We start from the raw sequence: 18,932 nt of genomic DNA on the forward strand, positions 1-18,932 counted from the left end.
CTACTTCTCGCTGTTCAGGGCCCGGCGGTACAGGACGCCCTCGGACCACACCATGTCGACCTGCCCCCACTCGACCGCCGAGGCCACGTCGGGGAAGAAGCTGCGCCCGTTGTAGTTCGCGCTCGTGTTGCACAGCACCGGGATGCCGCTCCACTTGTGGTACTCGCGCAGGATCTGGTGGAGCGTCGGGTCGTCCTCGGCACTGACGGTCTGCAGACGCGCCGTGCCGTCCAGGTGCATGACCGCGGGGATCCGGTCGACCCATTCCGGACGCACCTGGTGCTCGAACAGCATGTAGGGGTCGGGGGTGCCGGGATCGAAGATCCCGGGCGCCTGGTCGACGAGGCAGATCGGCGCGACGGGGCGGAAGTGCTCGCGCTTCTTGGCGTCGTTGAGCCGCGTCTTCATCGCCGGGTCGGTGGCCGCAGCGATGATGCTGCGTCCACCGAGCGCCCGTGGGCCGAGTTCCGCAGGGCCGTTGAGCACCACGACCGGCTCGCCGGTACGGTGGATGATCCGTGCGAGTTCCTCGGGGCGGCAGGGTGCGATGCTCCAGCCCTGCGGCACATGGGGTGTGCGGACCAGGGACGGGCCCTGGCGGATGCCCCATTCCACCGCGCGCAGTCCCTGCCCGTCGGCGGCGCGCAGACAGGCCGTGCCGATCGCGGACCCGGAGTCGTCGGGGAACGGCGGGACCCACATCTCCTTGATCATCGGGTGCCCGCGCAGCGCGCTGTTCCACTTGATGTTGAGCGCGCAGCCACCGGCGAAGCACAGGTTCCAGGGCCCCTCGCCCTTCCAGGAGCGGATCTTCGCGGTCACGCGCTCCAGCAGCAGCGCCTCGATGAAGGTGTGCACGCTGGCCAGCACGTCCTCGTCGCTGACGCCGAGTTGTCCGGTGCGCTGGGCGACGTCGCGGAGGAAGGCGTGCACGTATCCGTGAGAAGGCTCTCCGGTGGACCCGCAGCCGGTGATCCTCTCGCGGTACTCGCGCACCCGCGGCGAGTCGGCCTCGAAGTGCTCGTGGAACAACTCACGGAAGACGGCCTCGATTTCCGGGCGCGGCGTGCCGAGCGCGATGTACGCCATCATCTTGCCCGCCACGGCGAGGTCGTCCACGTTCGTGGACTTGTTCTTGCGCGCGTACGGGCCCCAGTGCTGGGACGCCATGGAGTAGGTGTGACCGATCAGCGGGAACACCTCGCCGCCGGGCTCGACCCTGCCGTCGGCGTCCACGCAGTACAGACGGGGGAAGCAGCCGCCGTCCCAGACCATGACCATCGAGGGCTCGCCGCGGCGGGCGAACGGGCTGGTGCAGTAGGCCGCCGCCATGTGACTGGCCACGTGCACATAGCTCTGGTACTCCACACTGCGGCCGCCGATGGACAGCTTCCCGGAGTATCCGGGCAGGGCGGGGTCGGGTACCTTGCCGGTCTCGCGGTAGGGCGCGACCAGCAGGTCCAACGGAGCGCCCGCCGACAGCGTGGAGACATGGCCGTTGACCGCGCCGTCCCAGCCGTCGACCACCCACTGTCCGATGTCGCCCACGCGGTACCCGTACTGGTCGAGGATCGCTGACACATCGTCGAGCTCGTCGACGTTGCTGTACCGGCGACCGTTGTTCAGCTTCTGCATCTCGATGTTGAACACGAGCTTGTCGCCGTCCAGCAGAGCGACGCCTCCGCTCTGCGTCAGTTTGAGACCCGCAGTCAGCATGCCTGTCCTTTCACCCGGGCGGCCCGGGTCACGGAGTCCTGGTTCTCGTGCGGTCGTGCGTGTGCCGCACCGCGCAGGTCGCGGCGACCACGGCGGAGCGGGCCGAGCCGAGCGCCTTCCGCGCCTCCTCCAGTCCGCCCGGCGTGGTCAGGAGGGTCGAGACGTCGATGGCGCAATCGATCAGGTGCAGGGCACTGCGCGCGACGAGGTCGCCCTCGCCGCCCTCCTCGCCCAGGAGTTCACGAGCGCGCCCCAGCAAGTCGAGTGCCTCGCGCAGCGGTCGTTGCGGAACGGATTCAGATCCCAATGCGGCCCTCCGTAAAGCAGCCGCATTCCACGTTGGTGCGATTCATGGGTCACCGCTCTCACCATCAGTGATGTCCGGCAACTTCGGATTCATGAAAGCGCAATGATCCTGACTCACCTCTTCCGGCCCATCAACCCTCGGAGGCATCCTGATCTTGCAGTGCCGACACCGGAAGTGGGGACGAAGGAAAGCCATGGGAGTAAATCGGGACAAGGGACCCTGTACCGAGATCTGCAGCAAGGGCTTTGACCGGTACCGCTCGGCGCTGCGTGCCGGGGAGATCATGGGAGATGTACCCAAATGCCTGCTGAAGCTGGGGCTGGTTCAGCGACTGGTGGACGGCGCGATCGAATCCCGGGAAGAGGCCGCCCGTTATATGCCGGTGCCGCCGGCCGTCGCCACGGCGCACATGGCCCGGCCCATCGAGGCGGCCATCGAGGTGCGGCGCAGGGAGTTGGCGTCGCTGACCGCGGCGTTCGCGCCCTTGGAGGCGGTCTACCAGCACACCGTTCGGCAGCAAGAGGCCCATGTGCAGCACTTGACCGGAGCGGACGCCATCGACAGCGCGGTGCGAGCGGCCGTGGCCGCCTGCGGTACGGAACTGTTAACCGCGCAGCCGCACAGGCAGGCCGCCGCCGGTGACGGATCGCGGCGCCTTCTGCCGTACGACCTGGCGGTACCCCGGCACAAGGTGCGGCAGCGGAGCCTGGTCGGTGGCGTGACGCGGACCCACGGTCCGACCGTCTCCCGTGTGAACCGGGTAGCCCGTGCGGGCGGTGAGGTCCGGACCACCGACGCGCCGTTCGAGCCGATCATCGTGTGCGACCGGGGCGTCGCGTTCATCCCCATGGCCGCTCCGGCACGGCTTCCGGCGCGTGCCCTCGCCGTCCGGGAGCCGGGCCTGATCGACCACTTCGTCAGGGAGTTCGACGGGCTGTGGGAGCGCGCGGAGCCCCTGTCCACCACGGTCCGGCCGCCTCGCGCCACGCAGCCGATGAACCCGGTGCAGCGAACCGTGCTGGAACTGGCAGTCAGAGGGATGACCGACGCGGCCATCGCGAAGCGGCTCGGCCTCAGCGTCCGCACCATCGGCACCCACATCAGGCGGGCGTCCGAGCAGTTCGGGGCCCGTAGCCGGGCAGAGCTCGGCTACCTGTTCGCGAAGGCGGGCACACCGGAAGCGGACTGAAGCAGTCCACGTCACCTCTGCTCATTTGGTGTGGACCTCTCCGATGGATACCACTCATTTCAAGTCACCCGCCACCGTCCGCGAGCCCCCGATCGGTCCACCGGGGCCGGCCGACATCGTGACCGGGGTTTTCAGCGCGGGAAATACCCCGGTGCCACGCACCTGAGCTGCATGATTCAAGACATCGCACAGGTAGGCGGCGGTCGGGCGGCAGCGGGGCCGCCCGCAAGCGGAATAAAGGATTCACTTCAGTATGGCAACCCGGGGGCCGAAAATGATTGTCCGGAAGCGTAGCTATCCCGGATCGGGATTCATGTAAAAGTACTCATCCGCTACTCAAACGATTCAATGGGCCATCCCGTCACTCCGTCGACTGGCTGGCATGACGACGTCATGGAGTTGCGGATGCCTCAATGCAAGAGCCGTTCACGCGCAAACGGTCCTCGTCGCGCCTTGGCTGCGGCGGCGCTGGTTCTTCTTGCGGCAGGCTGCACCGGTGCGCAGAAGGAGACCCAATCCGCCAAGGCGGCGTCATCGCCGGGCCCGAGCGATGGCTGCCGCCCCGCGATCGAACAGGGCGCGTTGCCGACATGGGCGCGCAAGGGGTTCACGAGCGGCGGCTCGTCGCGTCACATCATCGGTGACAAGGGCGAGATCGCCGCGGTTCTCTTCGGGTACCCCTACCATGCTCCAGCCGCGAAGGGACGCGAGAACAAGATCCTCTGGGTCGCCAAGGACGACTCGGCCGCGACGGATCCCGGGCCGAGCGGGCAGCTGAGGATCAGGGCCAGGCTCGCGGGCACCGACCAGGTGGTGACGCGCTCGATCGCTGGTGGGCCCGGTCCTTCGCTTGTGGACATGCCGAAGCCAGGGTGCTGGCAGTTCTCCCTGACCTGGGCCGGCCACACGGACAGTCTCGACGTCGAGTACCGGCAGGGCTGACAGACCGGAGCCCGATCATCCGCAGCTTCAGGGGGGAAGCATGAGTTTCATCGAGGCCGCTTCGGCATGCGCCGACGCCGCCGCAGCCACGCTGCTGCTGAGGGCGGGTGCCGCGAAGGCAGTCGCGCCGGCCCTCAGCGCGACGGCCGTCGGCGAACTACGCCGGAGCAGACGGCCGCCTGGCGCCTTTGCCATCCGGCTGTTGGCGGCCACGGAGTTCCTGGTGGCGCTGGCGGTGGCGGTGCCTGCGCTACAGACCGAGGCGCACCTGTGTCTCGTCCTGCTCGGTGTGGTGTTCGCCGGCGCCGGGTTCCTCGGCCTTGCGCAGGACAGCAGCGAGCCCTGCGGCTGCTTCGGAGCCGACAGCACCCGCCCCCTGGGCATGCCCAACGTCCTGATGGGGCTGTTCGTCGCCGGCGCCGGAGCGTGGGGTCTGGGCGTACACGGCTGGGGCTCCCCGCACGGGGCCGCCTCGGCCGCCGTCGCGCCGATCGCTGTCATCCTCTCCGGCGCCTGGCTGATCGTTTCGTACCGCAAGCAGGCGCGCACGCTGCTCAGAATCCTCTTCAACCAGTCGGAGTCCCCCGCATGACCGTTCTGCTCGCCGTGGCGCTGCTCGTCCTGACCGCCGCTGTCGTCCTGCTCTTCGCGATGCTGGGAGAGCTCTCGTCCCGCGTCCCGGACGCGGCACGGGACGAGGAACGCTCCATCACCCCTCTCGACGGGGCGCGTGTCGGTACCGCGCCCGCTCACTGGCCGGGCCCGATCGAGGAGCACGTCGGCCGGGCCAAGAGCGTGCTTCTCGTCCTCAGCCCCGTCTGCACAACCTGCAACAAGGTCGGCGAAGAGCTGGCCCACCTGGCTCCGGACGAACTCGATCCCCGATACGGGCTGATCGTGTCCTCCGGTAGCGGTGAAGCGGGTGAGGAGTTCGTTGCCCGCCACCGTCTGCACACCATGCCGCACTACGTCGACGAGGGCGGCACGTGGGTCACGGAAACCCTCGGGGTGAACAGCAGCCCCGCCGCTCTGGTCTTCGAGGAGGGCGTGCTCACGGAGGCATACACCTTCGGCACCTTCCGCGCGGTCCAGAAGAAGATCCCTCTCGTCACGCCACAAGGAGTGAAATGAGATTCCGTAAGGGCACCACCGACGTCGCAGGCGCCAAGCCGGGGCTGGGGCGCCGCCGCCTCCTGACCCGGATCGGGGCGACGGGCCTGGCCGCCTCGGCCGGCGTGTTCGCGGCCTCGCAGGAAGCGTCAGCCGCGCCCCAGTGCTGCGCGCTCGCGAACTACCCCGAGAACACGACCTATACCTACTGCAAGGCCCACGCCGCGTACGTCTGGTACTGCGAGAGCGGCTCCATCCACTGTGCGTGCTGCGAGACCGCGAACAACGCGCTGTCCGCCGCCCAGTGCCTGTACAACTGACCAACGGGTGATCGAGAGATGGTGACATGGCTCGTGATCGCCGGGGTCGCGGCGGTACTGCAAGTCTTCGCCCCTTGAGGCCAGTCCATGGCCGGGGTCGCCGGTCCCATGCTGCGCCGCGACAGACGTCAGGGTACGAGATTTCTGTCGGGGCTTCTTCTGGGCGAGGTGGTCACCTCGCTGTTCACGGCCGCGGCGCTGTTCGGGCTCGGCAGGCTGCTGGAGTGGTGGCTGCCGCCGCACGCACGACTGCTGACGGTCATGGTGATGCTGCTGGCGCTCGGACTGGCAGACGTGGCCGACCGCACGCCGCACATCTGGCGTCAGGTCCCGCAGGCGTACATACGCACCATCCCGCCGGGGCGGCTCGGCGTGGTGTGGGGGCTCGACCTGGCGCTGCTGTTCACCACGCAGAAGAGCACCTCACTGACGTGGGCGGCACTCGTCGGAACGGGACTGCTCGTCCCGGGTGCGGCGTGGTTCGTCCTCGTCGAGATGGCCGTGGTGGGCGTGCTCACCGTGGCGGTGCGCAGTGCCTACTACTGCGTCAAGGGAATGCCCGACCAGGGGGACAGGCTCCGTCCCTGGTTCGCCGTCCTCCGCAGGACCTGCGGGGTCGCCCTGCTGGTCGTCGCGGTGACCGTGCCCGTGGGGAGCTGGTGACGTGAGCGGACACCATCGCGTGAGCGACCCGCGGGGACAAGTCGTGATCACTCGGTTCGAGTGTCCCGGCCTGCTCTCGCTCCTGCTCATCCTGGCCCTGCACCGCAAGGTCAAGAAGGAAGTACGCCGGGTGGCCGAGGGATATCTCGGCCACACGACCCTCGTCCGGTGGCGGGAGCGGACCCTGCTGAGCCTGTCCCTGTGGGACCGGCTGGACAGCGTCTACGCCATGGGCAAGTCACAGCACCACATCGCGGCGTCACGGATACCGGCGCGACTGCGTGCCTCCACGTCCTGCGGAATCTACGGCTACTCCGGAGAGTGGAAGCAGCTCATGTTCGGCACGCCGACCGAAGCTCCGGAACCCCTGTTCGCCGCCACACCACACGCAGATGCCGAACAAAGGAGACCCTGAATGCCCACCCGAACCCCGACAGACCGGGGCATCGCGTTCATCAAGAGCAATGACGACGGGACGTCAACGGTGTACGTGGCCGCGGGCGTGGAGACCGACGGCAGCCCTCGGGAGGTCCTCTCCATCCACTTCAACCGCCCCGGCGTCGACGTGGACGGTTCCGTGAACCTCGTAGCCGCGGGCTCGCTGCGCCGCACTGACAGACAGGTGCGCGTCTCCTCGGGCCCCGACGACAGAGTGCTGGTCGAGCCGGGCCGCTCCGGCCTCGGAGCGCTCCTGGCCGACTGAGCCGGCGTGGGCCAGGCCGGGCAACGTCCCGTCTGGCCCACGCAGAGGGCGAACCGCCCGGCGGCTCACCTTGGCGGAGGCGGACGGGAATCGAACCCGCCGGGCGAGGATGCCCCGCCCCACCCGCTTTGAAGGCGGGGAGGCCCACCAGGAACCCTGACGCCTCCGCCGCCACCATAGCTGACACCTGCACCACCTCGATGGCTGCTCCGCGCTCCAAGTCCGCATCGATACGGGGAACATGAACACTGACACCCAGCACCAGCCGGCTCGCGCATCCCAGACCGCTCGCCCTGTTCGCCTGACGCAGTACGCCCGCGGCGGGGGCTGCGCCTGCAAGATCCCACCAGGCGAACTGGAGGCGATGGTGGGGGAGCTGAGCCCTCCTCCCGGCTCCTTCGGTCACGGCGAGCTACTCGTGGGCCTCGACAGCGGGGACGACGCGGCCGTCGTCCGTATCGACGGAGACCGGGCCACGATCCTCACGACGGACTTCTTCACGCCGGTCGTGGACGACGCCTATGACTGGGGTCGTATCGCCGCCGCCAACGCGCTCTCCGATGTCTACGCCATGGGCGGTACGCCCCTCGTCGCCGTGAACCTGCTCGCCTGGCCGACCGGCACGCTCCCCACGGAACTCGCGGCGGAGGTACTGCGCGGCGGACTCGACATCACCCGGGCCGCCGGGTGCCACCTGGCCGGAGGGCACAGCATCGACGACGCGGACCCCAAGTACGGCCTCGCCGTCACCGGTCTCGCCGACGCCGACCGCCTGCTGCGCAACGACGCCGGAAGGCCCGGTCTCCCGCTGTCCCTGACCAAACCCCTGGGCATCGGCGTTCTCAACACCCGGCACAAGCGCACCGGAGAGCACTTCCCCCAGGCCGTCGAGACCATGGCCGCACTCAACGCGGACGCCTCGCGTGCGGCCCTGGCCGCCGGCGTCGAGTGCGCCACCGACGTGACCGGGTTCGGACTACTGGGCCATCTGTACAAGCTGGCGCGCGCAAGCGGCGTCACCGCCCGGATCGACCCGGCCGCGATCCCCTACCTCGACGGAGCGCGGGAAGCCGTACGTGACGGATTCGTCAGCGGCGGGAGCCGGCGCAACCTCGACTGGGTCTCGCCGCACACCGGTTGGGGCTCCAAGGTCACCGAGGACGAGCGCCTCCTGCTTGCCGACGCCCAGACCTCCGGCGGGCTGCTGATCGCCGGGGAGATACCCGGTGCCCCCGTCATCGGCGAACTGATCACGGCACGGAACGAGAGACTCGTCATCGGATGACCACCGTACCCACGGCGCGGCCCACCGACCGGCGGCGCCTTGTCCCGCGCACCGACACCGTACTGGCTGACGCGCGTCTGGCGGAGGCAGAACTGCGCGTGGGGCGCGCCGCGGTGAAGGAGGCCGTCCGTGAGGCCCAGCGCCGGGCCCGGCAGGGCGAGATTCCTCCGGAGGCAGTCGCGGACTGCGCGGCGGCTCTCCTGCCGCAGGCCGCCTCCTCACTGCGCCCGGTCCTCAACGCCACGGGCGTCGTCCTGCACACCAATCTCGGGCGTGCGCCCCTTTCGGATGCCGCCCTCGACGCCGTGCGGACGGCGGGCGCCTACGTCGACGTGGAGTTCGACATCCGCACCGGAGCACGTGCCCGGCGAGGCAGGGGAGCCCTGGCCGCACTCCGGTCGGCGGTGCCCGCCGCCGAGGACGTCCACGTCGTCAACAACGGCGCGGCGGCCCTCGTCCTCGCGGCCACCGCCTTCGCCACGGGGCGGGAGATCGTGGTCAGCCGGGGCGAACTCATCGAGATCGGCGACGGATTCCGCCTCCCTGATCTGCTGGCCAGTACCGGGGCGCGGCTGCGCGAGGTCGGCACCACCAACCGCACCCATCTCGAGGACTACCGTCGCGCGATCGGCCCGGACACCGGATTCATCCTGAAGATCCATCCCTCCAACTTCCGCATCGAGGGCTTCACACGGTCTGTGTCCGTCGCGGATCTGGCCGCATTGGGGCCGATGGTGGTGGGGGACATCGGCTCGGGGCTCCTTGCCGCCGATCCCGTCCTGCCGGACGAACCTGATGCCGCCGGCTGGCTGGAGCACGGCGCGGCGCTCGTCACGGCGAGCGGTGACAAACTCCTGGGCGGCCCACAGGCCGGGCTGCTCCTCGGTACCCGGCAGGTGATCGACACGCTGCGCGGGCATCCCCTCGCCCGCGCCCTGCGCGTCGACAAACTCACCCTGGCCGCTCTGGAGGCGACGCTCGCCGGTCCCGAGACTCCCGTTCACCGGTATCTGCACGCCGCGCCTGACGAACTCCGCGCCCGCAGCGCCGAACTGACGCGGCACCTGGCCCGCGCGGGCATAACGGCCGACGTGGTGCCCAGTGCCGGTGTCGTGGGCGGAGGCGGCGCCCCCGGCGTCGCACTGCCCGGCTGGGCCGTTCGACTGCCCGCGGGATTCGCGGCCGCCCTGCGGGCAGGCACGCCCTGCACGGTCGGACGCCTCGATCGGGGCCATTGCCTCCTGGACCTGCGATGCGTGCCCCCGGACAGGGACCCGGAGCTGCTGGAGGCGGTCCGAGCCGCCTTCTCAGCACTCGGGGACGAACCTGCGGCCGACCAGCGTGCCCGCGCGGGGGGTCCCTCATGAGGGTGCTGGCCACCGCCGGTCACGTGGACCACGGCAAGACCGCCCTCCTTCGGGCCCTGACCGGAATGGACACCGACCGGTGGGCCGAGGAGAAGCAGCGCGGTATGACGATCGACCTGGGCTACGCGTGGACCGTGCTGCCCGGCGGTGGCACCGTGGCCTTCGTCGACGTCCCGGGGCATCAGCGCTTCATCACCAACATGCTTGCTGGAGTGGGCCCGGTGCCCGCTGTCATGCTCGTCGTGGCCGCGGACTGCGGCTGGGCCCGTCAGACCGAGGAGCATCTCGCCGCGCTCCAGGCGCTCGACGTGCGTCACGGTGTCCTCGCGGTCACCCGTGCCGATCGAGCGGATCCCGCACCGGTCATGACCCGGGCCCGTGAGCGACTCGCGCACACGCCGCTGGCCGCCGTGGAAGCCGTGGCCACGAGCGCGGTGACCGGGCAGGGGATCGACGAGCTGCGGCAGGCCCTCCGGAGGATGACGGACGCGATGCCTCAGCCCGCGCCGGACGGTCCGGCCCGGCTGTGGATAGACCGCGTCTTCACCATCCGCGGAGCGGGCACCGTGGTCACGGGCACCCTGGGCAGCGGGACCATCAGGAAGGGCGACCAGCTCACCGTCGTGCCCACGGGCGACACGGTCCGCGTCCGCTCCGTGGAAGCCTTGAAGGCCCCCGTCGCCGAAGCGTCTGCCGTCTCGCGCGTCGCCTTGAACCTGCGCGGCAATGCGCTCGCCTCACTGCGTCGTGGGCATGCGCTGATCGACTCCGCCGGCTGGACCCGCTCCACCGTCCTGGACGTACGCCTGAGCCACCGGCAGGAACGACTGCCCACCCATCTCGTCCTGCACCATGGCTCCGCCGCGGTCCCCGTACGGGTGCGCCCCCTCGGCGGTACGGTCGCCCGTCTGACGCTCGCCGCTCCGGTGGCCGTCCACCAAGGTGAACGGGCGGTGCTCCGGGACCCGGGCGAACAGCGGGTCGCCGCCGGCCTCACCGTCCTCGATGTGCGACCGCCCCCGCTCACCCGACGGGGAGCGGCAGCCGCGCGGGCGCGTGTCCTTGCCGACCTGCCGGACACCCCCGCCCCGGTTGGCGAGCTCGCCCGGCGCGGGACCGTACGGCGTGGCGATCTCATCGCCGCAGGTGTCGTCTCCCCGCTCTGGGAGCCACCCGCCGAAGTGCTCCGCATCGGGGACTGGTTCGTGCACGAGGACCGGTGGAATGCCTGGAAAAGCGCGTTGCGCCGCACGGTCGAGCAGTGGGAAGCCGACCATCCACTGGACCCCGGGATGCCACGTGCTGCTGCGGTACGCGAACTCTCCCTGCCCGATGCGTACCTGCTCGACACCCTGGTGCGCGAGGCCGGTCTCGTCCGAGACGCGACCGGCATCCACCGAGCCGGCACCGCGACCGCCTTCCCGGCCTCGGTCGCACACGCGTTGTCCACGGTCCGCGTCCGCCTGGCCAAGACCCCCTTCGACGCCCCCGGGGCCGAGGAACTGGCGTCTCTCGGGCTGACCGAACGGCACCTGGCCGCCGCGGCGCGTACCGGACTGCTTCTTCGCCTCTCCGGCGGCGTCGTGCTCCTCCCTGACGCGCCCGAAGAAGCACGTCGGCGGCTCACCGCACTGCTTGAGCCGTTCACGACGAGCCAGGCGAGACAGGTGCTGCGGACGTCGCGCCGCGTGGCGGTGCCGCTGCTGGAACTGATGGACCGGCGGGGTCTGACCAGGCGCGTCGACACGAACCGGCGCCAGTGCCTTGGTGGATCATGAGAAGGGGAGGGGACGACGATCCCTCTCCGGACGAGCCGGGGCCGGCGGTGTTCGGTGTCCATGCCTCTCCCGCAGTGATCGAGTTGGCTCGAAGGGCCCCGTATGCGGCGAGGTTCCGCTGAAGCCTCGACGAAGGAGTGACACAGCATGATCGATGCGGACCACACCATCCGGATCGCCCGGCCCTCGGCGGACCTGGCGGCCGCCGAACGCTTCTACGTCCAGGGCCTCGGCCTGAGCGTCCTGTTCAGGGTCGCGGGGCGGCCGGAGGACGGGACGCGCGATCTGCTCATGGTGGGTCCGGCCGGTGGGCGGTGGCACCTGGAGCTGACGGTCGGCACGACCGACACCGTCGCCCCCACCCCCACGCCCGAGGACCTGCTGGTGATCTACCTGGGCGAGCCGGTGGGCGAGGAGGCTCTCGCGCGCGCCACGGCGCACGGGGGGACGGTGGTCCCGTCGCACAATCCGTACTGGGACGAGGGCGGCGTCACGCTCGCCGACCCGGACGGCTACCGAGTCGTCCTCACCCGCCGCACCTGGCCCCACAACACCCCCCTCCCCTGACCGGAGGCCCCCGGTACCCCCGGCGCGTTCGGACCAGGGCCACCGTCCGCCGGTCCGGCCGCGGTGATCGCGGACGCGGCGGCGTTCAGCGCGGCGTCACCCAGCCCGGCGCCCAGGTTCCGGCGGCGTCGTGGCCGGCGGCCGTGGCGGCGAGGTGGGCGCGGAGGGTGGCCAGCGCCGGGTGGGGGTTTTCGCGGTGCCAGAGGAGCGAGTGCGGGTAGACGGGCGTCGGGTCGGTCACCGGGATGCGGCGCAGATCATGGTCGGCGGGCCAGACGAGGCGGGTCCGCCCGCCCATGAAGGTGGCCAGGGCCGGGGTGTCGGCGATGGTGTCCAGGAGCACGTCGGAGCCGAAGTTGGGGCCGGTCGCCTCGACCCGTCGATGGTGAGATCGGCGCCGCGTGCGGTGCGGGTGAACAGCCGCACACCGAGCGTGCGCTCCAGTGCGGCGATGCGCTTGGAGACGGCCTGCTGGGTGACCGCCAGTTCGGCGGCGGCCTCCTGGAACTGCCCGGCGTCGGCGGCGGCGGGGAAGGTCCGGACGGTGTCGAGGTCCACGTCGACACCCCATGGATACAACCATCGGTTGTGGCCCGCGGCTCCGCGGTTGTTTGATCCCAGGGTGCGGGGCTCGCTTTGATGCAACCGGTCGCGGATCGGTTGTGCGGGTGAGTGGCGAGGGGCGTCGGGCATGAGGAGCGGGAACCGGCCGGGTCAGCTGCCCGGGCGTCGGCTGGGGCGGCGGTTCGGGTGGCTCTGGGGAGCGTACGGGACCAGCGCGCTGGGCACGTGGCTCGCCTTCGGCGCGTTCTCGCTGATCGCCATCCGGGTGCTGCACGCCGGACCGGCCGAGGTCGCCGCGCTCTCCTCCGCGGGCGCTGCGGTGGGCGCGGCGGTGGCGGTGCCGCTCGGTCCGTGGGTGGAGTTCCGCCGCAAGCGGCCGGTGCTGATCACCATGGACCTGATCCGGTTCGCGGCGCTGCTGACGATCCCCACCGCCTTCGCGCTCGGCGTGCTCACCTTCCTTCAGCTCCTGCTGGTCTCGGTCGTCGTCGCGGCGGCCGACATCACCTTCCGTGCCACCTCCGGCGCGTACCTGAAGACGCTGCTGCCGGCCGAGAACCTGCTCGTCGCCAACGCCCGATTCGAGTCCACGGCCTGGACGACCACGATCATCGGACCTCCGCTGGGCGGCGCGGCGATCGGGCTCCTCGGTCCGGTGGCGACGGTGGTGGCCGACGCGGTCAGCTACCTGCTCTCGGCCCTGGGCATCCGCGCGACGGGCGGGCACGAGCCGCGGCCCGAGCGCCGGGCGGCCGCGCGCATGCGGGCCGGCGACCTGCTCGACGGTTGGCGGTACATCCTCGCCGACGCGACGCTGCGGCCCCTGTTCTTCAACTCCGCCTTGTTCAACGGCCTGGTGATGGCCGCCGAGCCGCTGCTGGCCGTCCTGATGCTCGGCCGGCTCGGGTTCGCACCGTGGCAGTACGGCCTCGCCTTCGCCGCGCCCTCGATCGGCGGGCTGCTCGGTTCGCGGCTGGCGCGACGGCTCGTCGCCGGGTTCGGACAGCGCCGGGTCCTGGTCGTGTCCGGGGCGCTGCGCGCGCTCTGGCCCGTGGGCCTGGCCTTCCTGGGGCCGGGCACCGGAGGGCTGCTGCTGGTGATGGGTGTCGAGCTCGGGCTCATCTTCTGCTGCGGGGTCTTCAACCCCGTCTACGCCACCTACCGCCTCGAGCGCACCGCGACCGACCGAGTCACCCGCACACTGTCCGCCTGGACGGTCACGACCAAGGCCTCGACCGCGCTCCTGACGGCCGTCTGGGGCGTGCTGGGCGGCCTACTCGGCCCGCGTACGGCCATCGCCCTGGCCGGCGTGCTCCTGCTGGCGACCCCACTGCTGTTGCCCCGCCGCGCGACAGCGCTTCTCTCCGAGCCGGAGCCGGAGCCGGAGCCGGAGCCGGAGCAGGAGCCGGCGCCGGGCCACCGCGCCTGACGGGCGCCGCGGCGGTCACCGCGATCGGGCGGCCAGGCCGCGCGGCGGCCGCAGGGTCTTCGCGCCGCCCCTCTTCGGAGCGGGCGGGGACCGGCCGGGCCGCGTCCCCCTGAGCGTCGAGGCCGAGTCGATGCGCCCGCACGGCGGTGTGGACCTGCGCGGAGTGCGGTCAGATCACCTTCCGCCGCGGCGGCCTTCCGCCTCGGCGGTCGGCGGGACGCGCCGTGCCGAACCCCGTGTCAGGCCGTGCTGCCCAGAGGACGGCCGTGGCGGCCGTCGCAGCGGTGACCGCGGCCAGTCGTCCGAAGTCCACCGTGTCGGGGGTGTCGTCCGGCTGGTGGTAGCGGGCGTTGCGGAAGTTCGCTGTGTCGGTGAGCATCATCGCCGGGACCCGGCGGTTCCAGAAGGACGCATGGTCGCTGCGGCCGAGGTGCATGAGCGGTGGGGCCAGCAGTCCCTGGAGCACGCCGATCACGCCGTCAGCCCGCGGATCGCGCACCGCGATGGTCCGCAGCGGGTCGGCGTAGGCAGCCGCGGCCCGTTGCCAGGTCTCGGCCGCCGCCGCCGAGGAACGGCGATGCACCACAAGGGCGAAGTCTCCGCGTGATTCCGCACCCCGCACCGCGCGCGCGGCGTCGGGGAAGGCACGGCTGAATCCGGGTGGCATCCGCTGGCTGTGTGGTTCGGCGGAGAAGCAACCGACCGACTCCAGGCACAGCATGCCGGTGAGGGGCCGGACGCCGGTCAGGCGGCGGGCCGCGACCGACGAGCCGACCAGGCCCACCTCCTCCATGTCGAACAGGGCCAGGGTGACCGCGGGCCTGGTGGGCAGCGAAGCGAGGAGCCGCGCCGTCTCCAGGACCACGGCCACCCCGGAGGCGTTGTCGTCGGCGCCCGGGCTGCCCTCCACCGTGTCCAGATGGGCTCCCACCACCACGGTGGGACGATCCGGCGTGGTTCCCGGAAGGTCCGCGACCAGATTCGCGCCCGTGATCCGGCGGTGCAGGCGTAGCTGGAGCGGCAGCATCCGGTGGCCCCGGCGATCCGTTGCGCCGATCCGCCAGCGCACGTCGAACGGCTGCCGGTCAACCCGCCAGCCAGCCGCTTCGAGCGCCCCGCGCACATGGGTCTCGGCACGTCGCATGCCCTCGGGCCCATGACGACGGCTGCGGGGCCCGCCGGCCACTTCCAGCACATCGTGCTGCAGCCGTCGGAGGTCGATGTCACGCTGGAACCGCCGCACCAGCATGCCCGGCTCGTCGTCTGCGGGGTACGTCATACAGCCCTCCCGGAGCCGATCCTTTCATTCATCGGGTGCCCACCCGGGAGCGAGGTCGGCTCTGACCGATCGAATCTCCGCCGAGGACGGCACATGCGCGATCCGGACGGCATCCGGCGGGTTGCCGGTTGCCCCGGAGCCGTCCGGGTGCGCCGTGCACCGTTCCCGGCATGCGCGGAGGCCGGACAAGCATGGCGCGCTCGACCCGGCGGTGATCATATTCACTTCCAGTGTCTCGCGACGACTGGGAGTGAACCGCGTTGACGGGCCCGAGGCCAGGGCGGCCCACAGCTCCGTGGCGTGTGCCGGACCGCCGCCCCCGCGCCGAGGGAGGAGTACGACGCGACCTCGCAGCAGCGTCGCGGGCTCGGCGGCGGTGGCGGCACCGGTGTACCCGGTACCGGCGGTGATCGGGACCTTGCTCACGGTCACTCGCCCGGCCGGTGGGCGTCAGCGCCAGCCGAGTGCGGGCGCGACGTGCGTGAGGATGCTCTCCAGCAGATGGGTGTTGTAGTCCACGCCCAGCTGGTTGGGCACGGTCAGCAGCAGCGTGTCGGCCTCCGCGATCGCCTCGTCCTCGGCGAGCTGCTTCACCAGAACGTCGGGCTCGGCGGCGTAGGTACGGCCGAAGATCGCGCGCGTACTGGCGTCGATGTAGCCGATGTGGTCGGCGCTGTCGCCTTCGCGGCCGAAGTACGCGCGGTCTTGGTCGCTGGTGAGCGCGAAGACGCTGCGCGACACGGAGACGCGCGGCTCGCGTTCCCATCCCGCCTCCGCCCACGCCTCGCGGAACGCGCGAATCTGGGCGGCCTGCTGTATGTGGAAGGGAGCGCCGCCCTCGTCGTCCTTGAGGGTCGAGCTCATCAGGTTCATGCCCATCTTGGCCGCCCAGGTCGCGGTGGCGTTGGAGCCGGCGCCCCACCAGATGCGCTCCCGCAGCCCCTCCGAGTGCGGCTCGATGCGCAGCAGTCCGGGTGGGTTGGCGAACATCGGCTGCGGGTTGGGCTGGGCGAAGCCCTTGCCCTGGAGGACGGTCAGCAGCACCTCGGTGTGCTTGCGGGCCATGTCGGCGTCGGTGTCGCCGTCGCCCGGCGCGTAGCCGAAGTAGCGCCAGCCGTCGATGACCTGCTCCGGAGAGCCGCGACTGACGCCGAGCTGGAGCCTGCCGCCGGCGATGAGGTCCGCGGCGCCGGCGTCCTCGGCCATGTAGAGGGGGTTCTCGTAGCGCATGTCGATCACACCGGTGCCTATCTCGATCCGCGACGTCCTGGCGCCGATCGCGGCCAGCAGCGGGAACGGCGACGCCAGCTGCCGGGCGAAGTGGTGGATGCGGAAGTAAGCACCGTCGACTCCGAGTTCCTCGGCCGCTACGGCCAGATCGATGGCCTGGAGCAACGAGTCCGCCGCCGACCTCGTCTGGGAGTGCCTGGTGTCGGACCAGTGTCCGAAGGACAGAAAACCGATGCGCTTCATACGCGGCACAACACCGCGGCTAACTAGTTGATTCCTGAACTAGTCGTGCGGGTCTGCGGCCCGGTCTCGCGGTCGGCGCCTGAGCCGGAGGCCGGCGCCTGTGGTGGCGGTCCGCCGGTGCGGTGGCGGTGCGCCGGTGCGGTGGCGGTGCGCCGGTGCGGTGGCGGTCCGCGCCGGCCGGAGGCCGGGCCCGGCGGTGGGTCTGGCATCGTTGCCGGGTGCCGGGTGCCGGGTGCCGGGTGCCGGGTGCCGGGTGCCGGGTGCCGGGTGCCGGGTGCCGGGTGCCGGGTGCCCTCGCCGCGCTGGTCGGCACGGGTGCGGTCACCGGACCCGGCCGTGCGACCAGACCCTGCCCCTCACGGCCGGAGTGCCGGTCGCACTGGCGACCACACGGCCGGCAGCGGGCTGACACCGTGGGCCCAGACGGGATCGCCGGGTGTCAGCAGGTCTTGGCGGGCTACCGCTGTTCCGGGGTCACTTGTAGACCTTGCCCGGCTCCGGCGTCCCGGGGGCGAGGAGCTGCTTGACGGTGACGAACGTGTAGCCCCGGTGCTGGAGCGTGGAGATGATGCCGGGCACCGCCTCCACCGTGCCGTTGTAGCCGTGGTTGGTGGGGTCCACCCGGTCGTGCAGCAGGATGATCCCGTCCCGCTTGGTCTCGTCCAGTATCCGCTTCTCGATCAGTGCCGAGTCGTTGGTCTCGAAGTCGGAGGCGGTGGCGCTCCATTCGACCTCCGCCATGCCGAGCTTGCGGCAGATTTCGGTGATGTCGTCGTTGGTGCGGCCCTGCGGCGGACGCAGGAGCGTGGGCTTGACGCCGGTGACCTGCTCCACGGCGTCCCGCCCCTTGGTTATCTCCTCGCGCGCCTCGTCCTTGCCGATCTTGGTCAGGATGCGGTGGCTCCAGGTGAGGGTCTCCACCTCGTGTCCCTCGGCGACCATCCGCTTCGTCGTCTGCGGGTGCTTCAGGACGTGGTTCTTGCCGAGCGTGAAGAACGTCGCGTGCACGTGGTACTTACTCAGGATCTGAAGGATGTGCGGCGTGCGCACGCTCGGCCCGGTGTCGAAGGTGAGCGCCACGCACCGGGCCTTCCGGCAGTCGATCCGCCCCTTCGCCCCCTCGGCGAACGCCTTCTCGCCCTTGGCCGTCGCGTGTTCCCTGACGTCCGCCGGTGACGTCGCGTCGTAGCCGTTGCAGGCGGTCAGCCCGAACGCCAACGAGCCGACAGCCCCAAGTGCGGCGAGCCCGCGTATGCGACGCGCCGCGGCCGTGCTGAGCATGCTGAAGATCCCCTCGTCGTGGCTGCGGGGCCCGTGGAGAAGCGGGCCGCGTAGCACTATACACACCGTGTATGTGTGCAGTGTATAGATAGCGTGTATAGCGACTGACGTGGGACTCTCTTGAGCGGACCCGGCATGGCTTGCTCGCCGCATGACCGCGATACTCGATCAGCTTCGGCGTCGGCAGTGCTGCTTCCGGTGACCGTGTGGCCCGGCGGGCCGCGCACGGCCGGAGCGTTTCGGAGCCGGCGTCTCACAGAGTCGGCGGTAGGTCCTAGGCTGCGACCGTCACCCGTCACCCGTCACCCGTCACCCGTCACCCGTCACCCGTCACGCATCGCGCCCGCCGTCCCTCCGACCCAGGAGCGTCCACCATGTCCGAGCCCGTCCGGCAGCACCCGTACCCCGACGTCCTTCGGCCGGACGAGGCACCTGCGCCGCACGCGCTGCTCGCGCCGGTGCTCGGGCTCCTCGGCAGCTGGGCCGGGCGGGGCCGTGGCGGGTACCCCACGCTCGCCGACGAGTTCGCGTACGCGCAGGAGGTCACCTTCAGCCACGACGGGCGGCCCTTCCTCCGCTTCGAGTCGCGCGCCTGGCTGCTCGGTGCGGACGGCACCCCGCAGCGGCCGGCGGCCCGGGAGAGCGGCTGGTGGCGGCTCGGACCCGACGGGCGTGTGGAGGCGCTGATCACCCAGCCCACCGGCATCGTGGAGATCTCGGTCGGCCGTGCGGGCGACGGCCTCGTCGACCTGGCCACCCATCAGGTGGCGCTCGCCCCGACCGCCAAGCAGGTCGACGCCACGCGCCGCCGGTACACCCTCGTGGGCGAGGACACGCTCACCTTCGTCCACGACCTCGCGGCGGTCGGTCAGCCGCTGCACCACCATCTCTCCGCGGAACTGCGGCGCGTCGACTGACAGCCGAGCCGGGGCGGTGGACCCCTGGACGTCTCCTCGCAG

General features: G+C 71.0%; 19 protein-coding genes, 1 tRNA gene and 2 pseudogenes. 14 read left to right on the forward strand and 8 right to left on the reverse strand.

Translation table 11 applies throughout. The features are described from left to right. The gene (locus ACSMXW_RS28675; protein WP_485800514.1) at nt 1–1,716 is read right to left on the reverse strand and encodes a carbamoyltransferase N-terminal domain-containing protein; all 1,716 of its coding nucleotides are present in this window, start codon (nt 1,714–1,716) and stop codon (nt 1–3) included. Nucleotides 1,717–1,744: 28 nt separating this feature from the next. After that, nucleotides 1,745–2,023, reverse strand: coding sequence for a hypothetical protein (locus ACSMXW_RS28680; RefSeq protein ID WP_485800515.1), 279 nt, complete (start codon nt 2,021–2,023; stop codon nt 1,745–1,747). Nucleotides 2,024–2,216: 193 nt separating this feature from the next. Between ACSMXW_RS28680 and ACSMXW_RS28685 the strand changes: the two genes are divergently transcribed. The 8 genes from ACSMXW_RS28685 to ACSMXW_RS28720 all read left to right on the forward strand — a co-directional run bounded on the left by ACSMXW_RS28685 (nt 2,217) and on the right by ACSMXW_RS28720 (nt 6,950). Next, nucleotides 2,217–3,212 carry a helix-turn-helix transcriptional regulator gene (locus tag ACSMXW_RS28685; protein WP_485800517.1) on the forward strand — a complete coding sequence of 332 codons (996 nt, stop codon included), beginning with the start codon at nt 2,217–2,219 and terminating at the stop codon, nt 3,210–3,212. A 582-nt stretch (nt 3,213–3,794) separates the two neighbouring features. After that, complete coding sequence (locus ACSMXW_RS28690) at nt 3,795–4,154, forward strand: hypothetical protein (protein ID WP_485800519.1); 360 nt, start codon at nt 3,795–3,797, stop codon at nt 4,152–4,154. A 40-nt stretch (nt 4,155–4,194) separates the two neighbouring features. Beyond that, the gene (locus ACSMXW_RS28695; protein WP_485800521.1) at nt 4,195–4,746 is read left to right on the forward strand and encodes a MauE/DoxX family redox-associated membrane protein; all 552 of its coding nucleotides are present in this window, start codon (nt 4,195–4,197) and stop codon (nt 4,744–4,746) included. Beyond that, nucleotides 4,743–5,285: a hypothetical protein gene (locus ACSMXW_RS28700; protein WP_485800522.1), complete on the forward strand. Its 543-nt coding sequence runs from the start codon at nt 4,743–4,745 to the stop codon at nt 5,283–5,285. The genes ACSMXW_RS28695 and ACSMXW_RS28700 overlap by 4 nt, the downstream gene beginning before the upstream one ends. Beyond that, a complete protein-coding gene (locus ACSMXW_RS28705) occupies nt 5,282–5,584 on the forward strand; it encodes a hypothetical protein (RefSeq protein ID WP_485800524.1) in 303 nt (100 codons plus the stop codon). Before ACSMXW_RS28700 ends, ACSMXW_RS28705 begins: the two co-directional genes overlap by 4 nt. Before the next feature lie 87 nt (nt 5,585–5,671). Continuing rightward, a complete protein-coding gene (locus ACSMXW_RS28710; RefSeq protein WP_485800526.1) occupies nt 5,672–6,247 on the forward strand; it encodes a hypothetical protein in 576 nt (191 codons plus the stop codon). 43 nt (nt 6,248–6,290) lie between these two features. Further along, the gene (locus tag ACSMXW_RS28715; protein WP_485800527.1) at nt 6,291–6,662 is read left to right on the forward strand and encodes a hypothetical protein; all 372 of its coding nucleotides are present in this window, start codon (nt 6,291–6,293) and stop codon (nt 6,660–6,662) included. Continuing rightward, entirely contained in the window at nt 6,663–6,950 is a 288-nt protein-coding gene (locus ACSMXW_RS28720; protein WP_485800528.1) for a hypothetical protein, read from the forward strand. 71 nt (nt 6,951–7,021) lie between these two features. On the opposite strand, the gene ACSMXW_RS28725 is transcribed toward ACSMXW_RS28720, so the two are convergent. Then, nucleotides 7,022–7,117, reverse strand: a tRNA-Sec gene (locus tag ACSMXW_RS28725). A gap of 74 nt (nt 7,118–7,191) precedes the next feature. On the opposite strand from ACSMXW_RS28725, the gene selD reads away from it, so the two are divergent. From selD to ACSMXW_RS28745, 4 genes are all read left to right on the forward strand, one after another. Then, on the forward strand, nt 7,192–8,235 hold the full coding sequence (gene selD / locus ACSMXW_RS28730; RefSeq protein ID WP_485800530.1) for a selenide, water dikinase SelD: 1,044 nt from the start codon (nt 7,192–7,194) through the stop codon (nt 8,233–8,235). Further along, complete coding sequence (selA, locus tag ACSMXW_RS28735) at nt 8,232–9,602, forward strand: L-seryl-tRNA(Sec) selenium transferase (RefSeq protein ID WP_485800532.1); 1,371 nt, start codon at nt 8,232–8,234, stop codon at nt 9,600–9,602. The genes selD and selA overlap by 4 nt, the downstream gene beginning before the upstream one ends. Continuing rightward, nucleotides 9,599–11,380, forward strand: coding sequence for a selenocysteine-specific translation elongation factor (gene selB / locus ACSMXW_RS28740; RefSeq protein ID WP_485800534.1), 1,782 nt, complete (start codon nt 9,599–9,601; stop codon nt 11,378–11,380). The genes selA and selB overlap by 4 nt, the downstream gene beginning before the upstream one ends. 147 nt (nt 11,381–11,527) lie before the next feature. After that, nucleotides 11,528–11,947, forward strand: coding sequence for a VOC family protein (locus ACSMXW_RS28745; RefSeq protein ID WP_485800536.1), 420 nt, complete (start codon nt 11,528–11,530; stop codon nt 11,945–11,947). Nucleotides 11,948–12,032: 85 nt separating this feature from the next. Here ACSMXW_RS28745 and ACSMXW_RS28750 read toward each other — a convergent pair. Together ACSMXW_RS28750 and ACSMXW_RS28755 are read right to left on the reverse strand one after the other, a co-directional pair. Then, nucleotides 12,033–12,323, reverse strand: a pseudogene (locus tag ACSMXW_RS28750) (type 2 periplasmic-binding domain-containing protein); the annotation flags it as partial. A 59-nt stretch (nt 12,324–12,382) separates the two neighbouring features. Next, nucleotides 12,383–12,640: pseudogene (locus ACSMXW_RS28755) on the reverse strand (helix-turn-helix domain-containing protein); the annotation flags it as partial. Between ACSMXW_RS28755 and ACSMXW_RS28760 the strand changes: the two are divergent. Continuing rightward, nucleotides 12,639–13,940 (forward strand): MFS transporter, encoded by a 1,302-nt coding sequence (locus ACSMXW_RS28760; protein WP_485800537.1) that lies wholly within the window; start codon nt 12,639–12,641, stop codon nt 13,938–13,940. The pseudogene ACSMXW_RS28755 and the gene ACSMXW_RS28760 overlap by 2 nt on opposite strands. 169 nt (nt 13,941–14,109) lie before the next feature. Here the strand turns inward: ACSMXW_RS28760 and ACSMXW_RS28765 are convergent, their stop codons facing one another. From ACSMXW_RS28765 to ACSMXW_RS28775, 3 genes are all read right to left on the reverse strand, one after another. Beyond that, nucleotides 14,110–15,219: a M28 family peptidase gene (locus tag ACSMXW_RS28765; protein WP_485800539.1), complete on the reverse strand. Its 1,110-nt coding sequence runs from the start codon at nt 15,217–15,219 to the stop codon at nt 14,110–14,112. Between the two features lie 450 nt (nt 15,220–15,669). Beyond that, nucleotides 15,670–16,692 (reverse strand): LLM class flavin-dependent oxidoreductase, encoded by a 1,023-nt coding sequence (locus ACSMXW_RS28770; RefSeq protein ID WP_485800541.1) that lies wholly within the window; start codon nt 16,690–16,692, stop codon nt 15,670–15,672. Nucleotides 16,693–17,166: 474 nt separating this feature from the next. Continuing rightward, nucleotides 17,167–17,973 (reverse strand): polysaccharide deacetylase family protein, encoded by an 807-nt coding sequence (locus tag ACSMXW_RS28775; RefSeq protein ID WP_485800542.1) that lies wholly within the window; start codon nt 17,971–17,973, stop codon nt 17,167–17,169. Nucleotides 17,974–18,347: 374 nt separating this feature from the next. Between ACSMXW_RS28775 and ACSMXW_RS28780 the strand changes: the two genes are divergently transcribed. Continuing rightward, the gene (locus ACSMXW_RS28780) at nt 18,348–18,890 is read left to right on the forward strand and encodes a heme-binding beta-barrel domain-containing protein (RefSeq protein ID WP_485800546.1); all 543 of its coding nucleotides are present in this window, start codon (nt 18,348–18,350) and stop codon (nt 18,888–18,890) included. Nucleotides 18,891–18,932: the final 42 nt, after the last annotated feature.

This window comes from Streptomyces sp. DSM 116793, assembly GCF_057320905.1.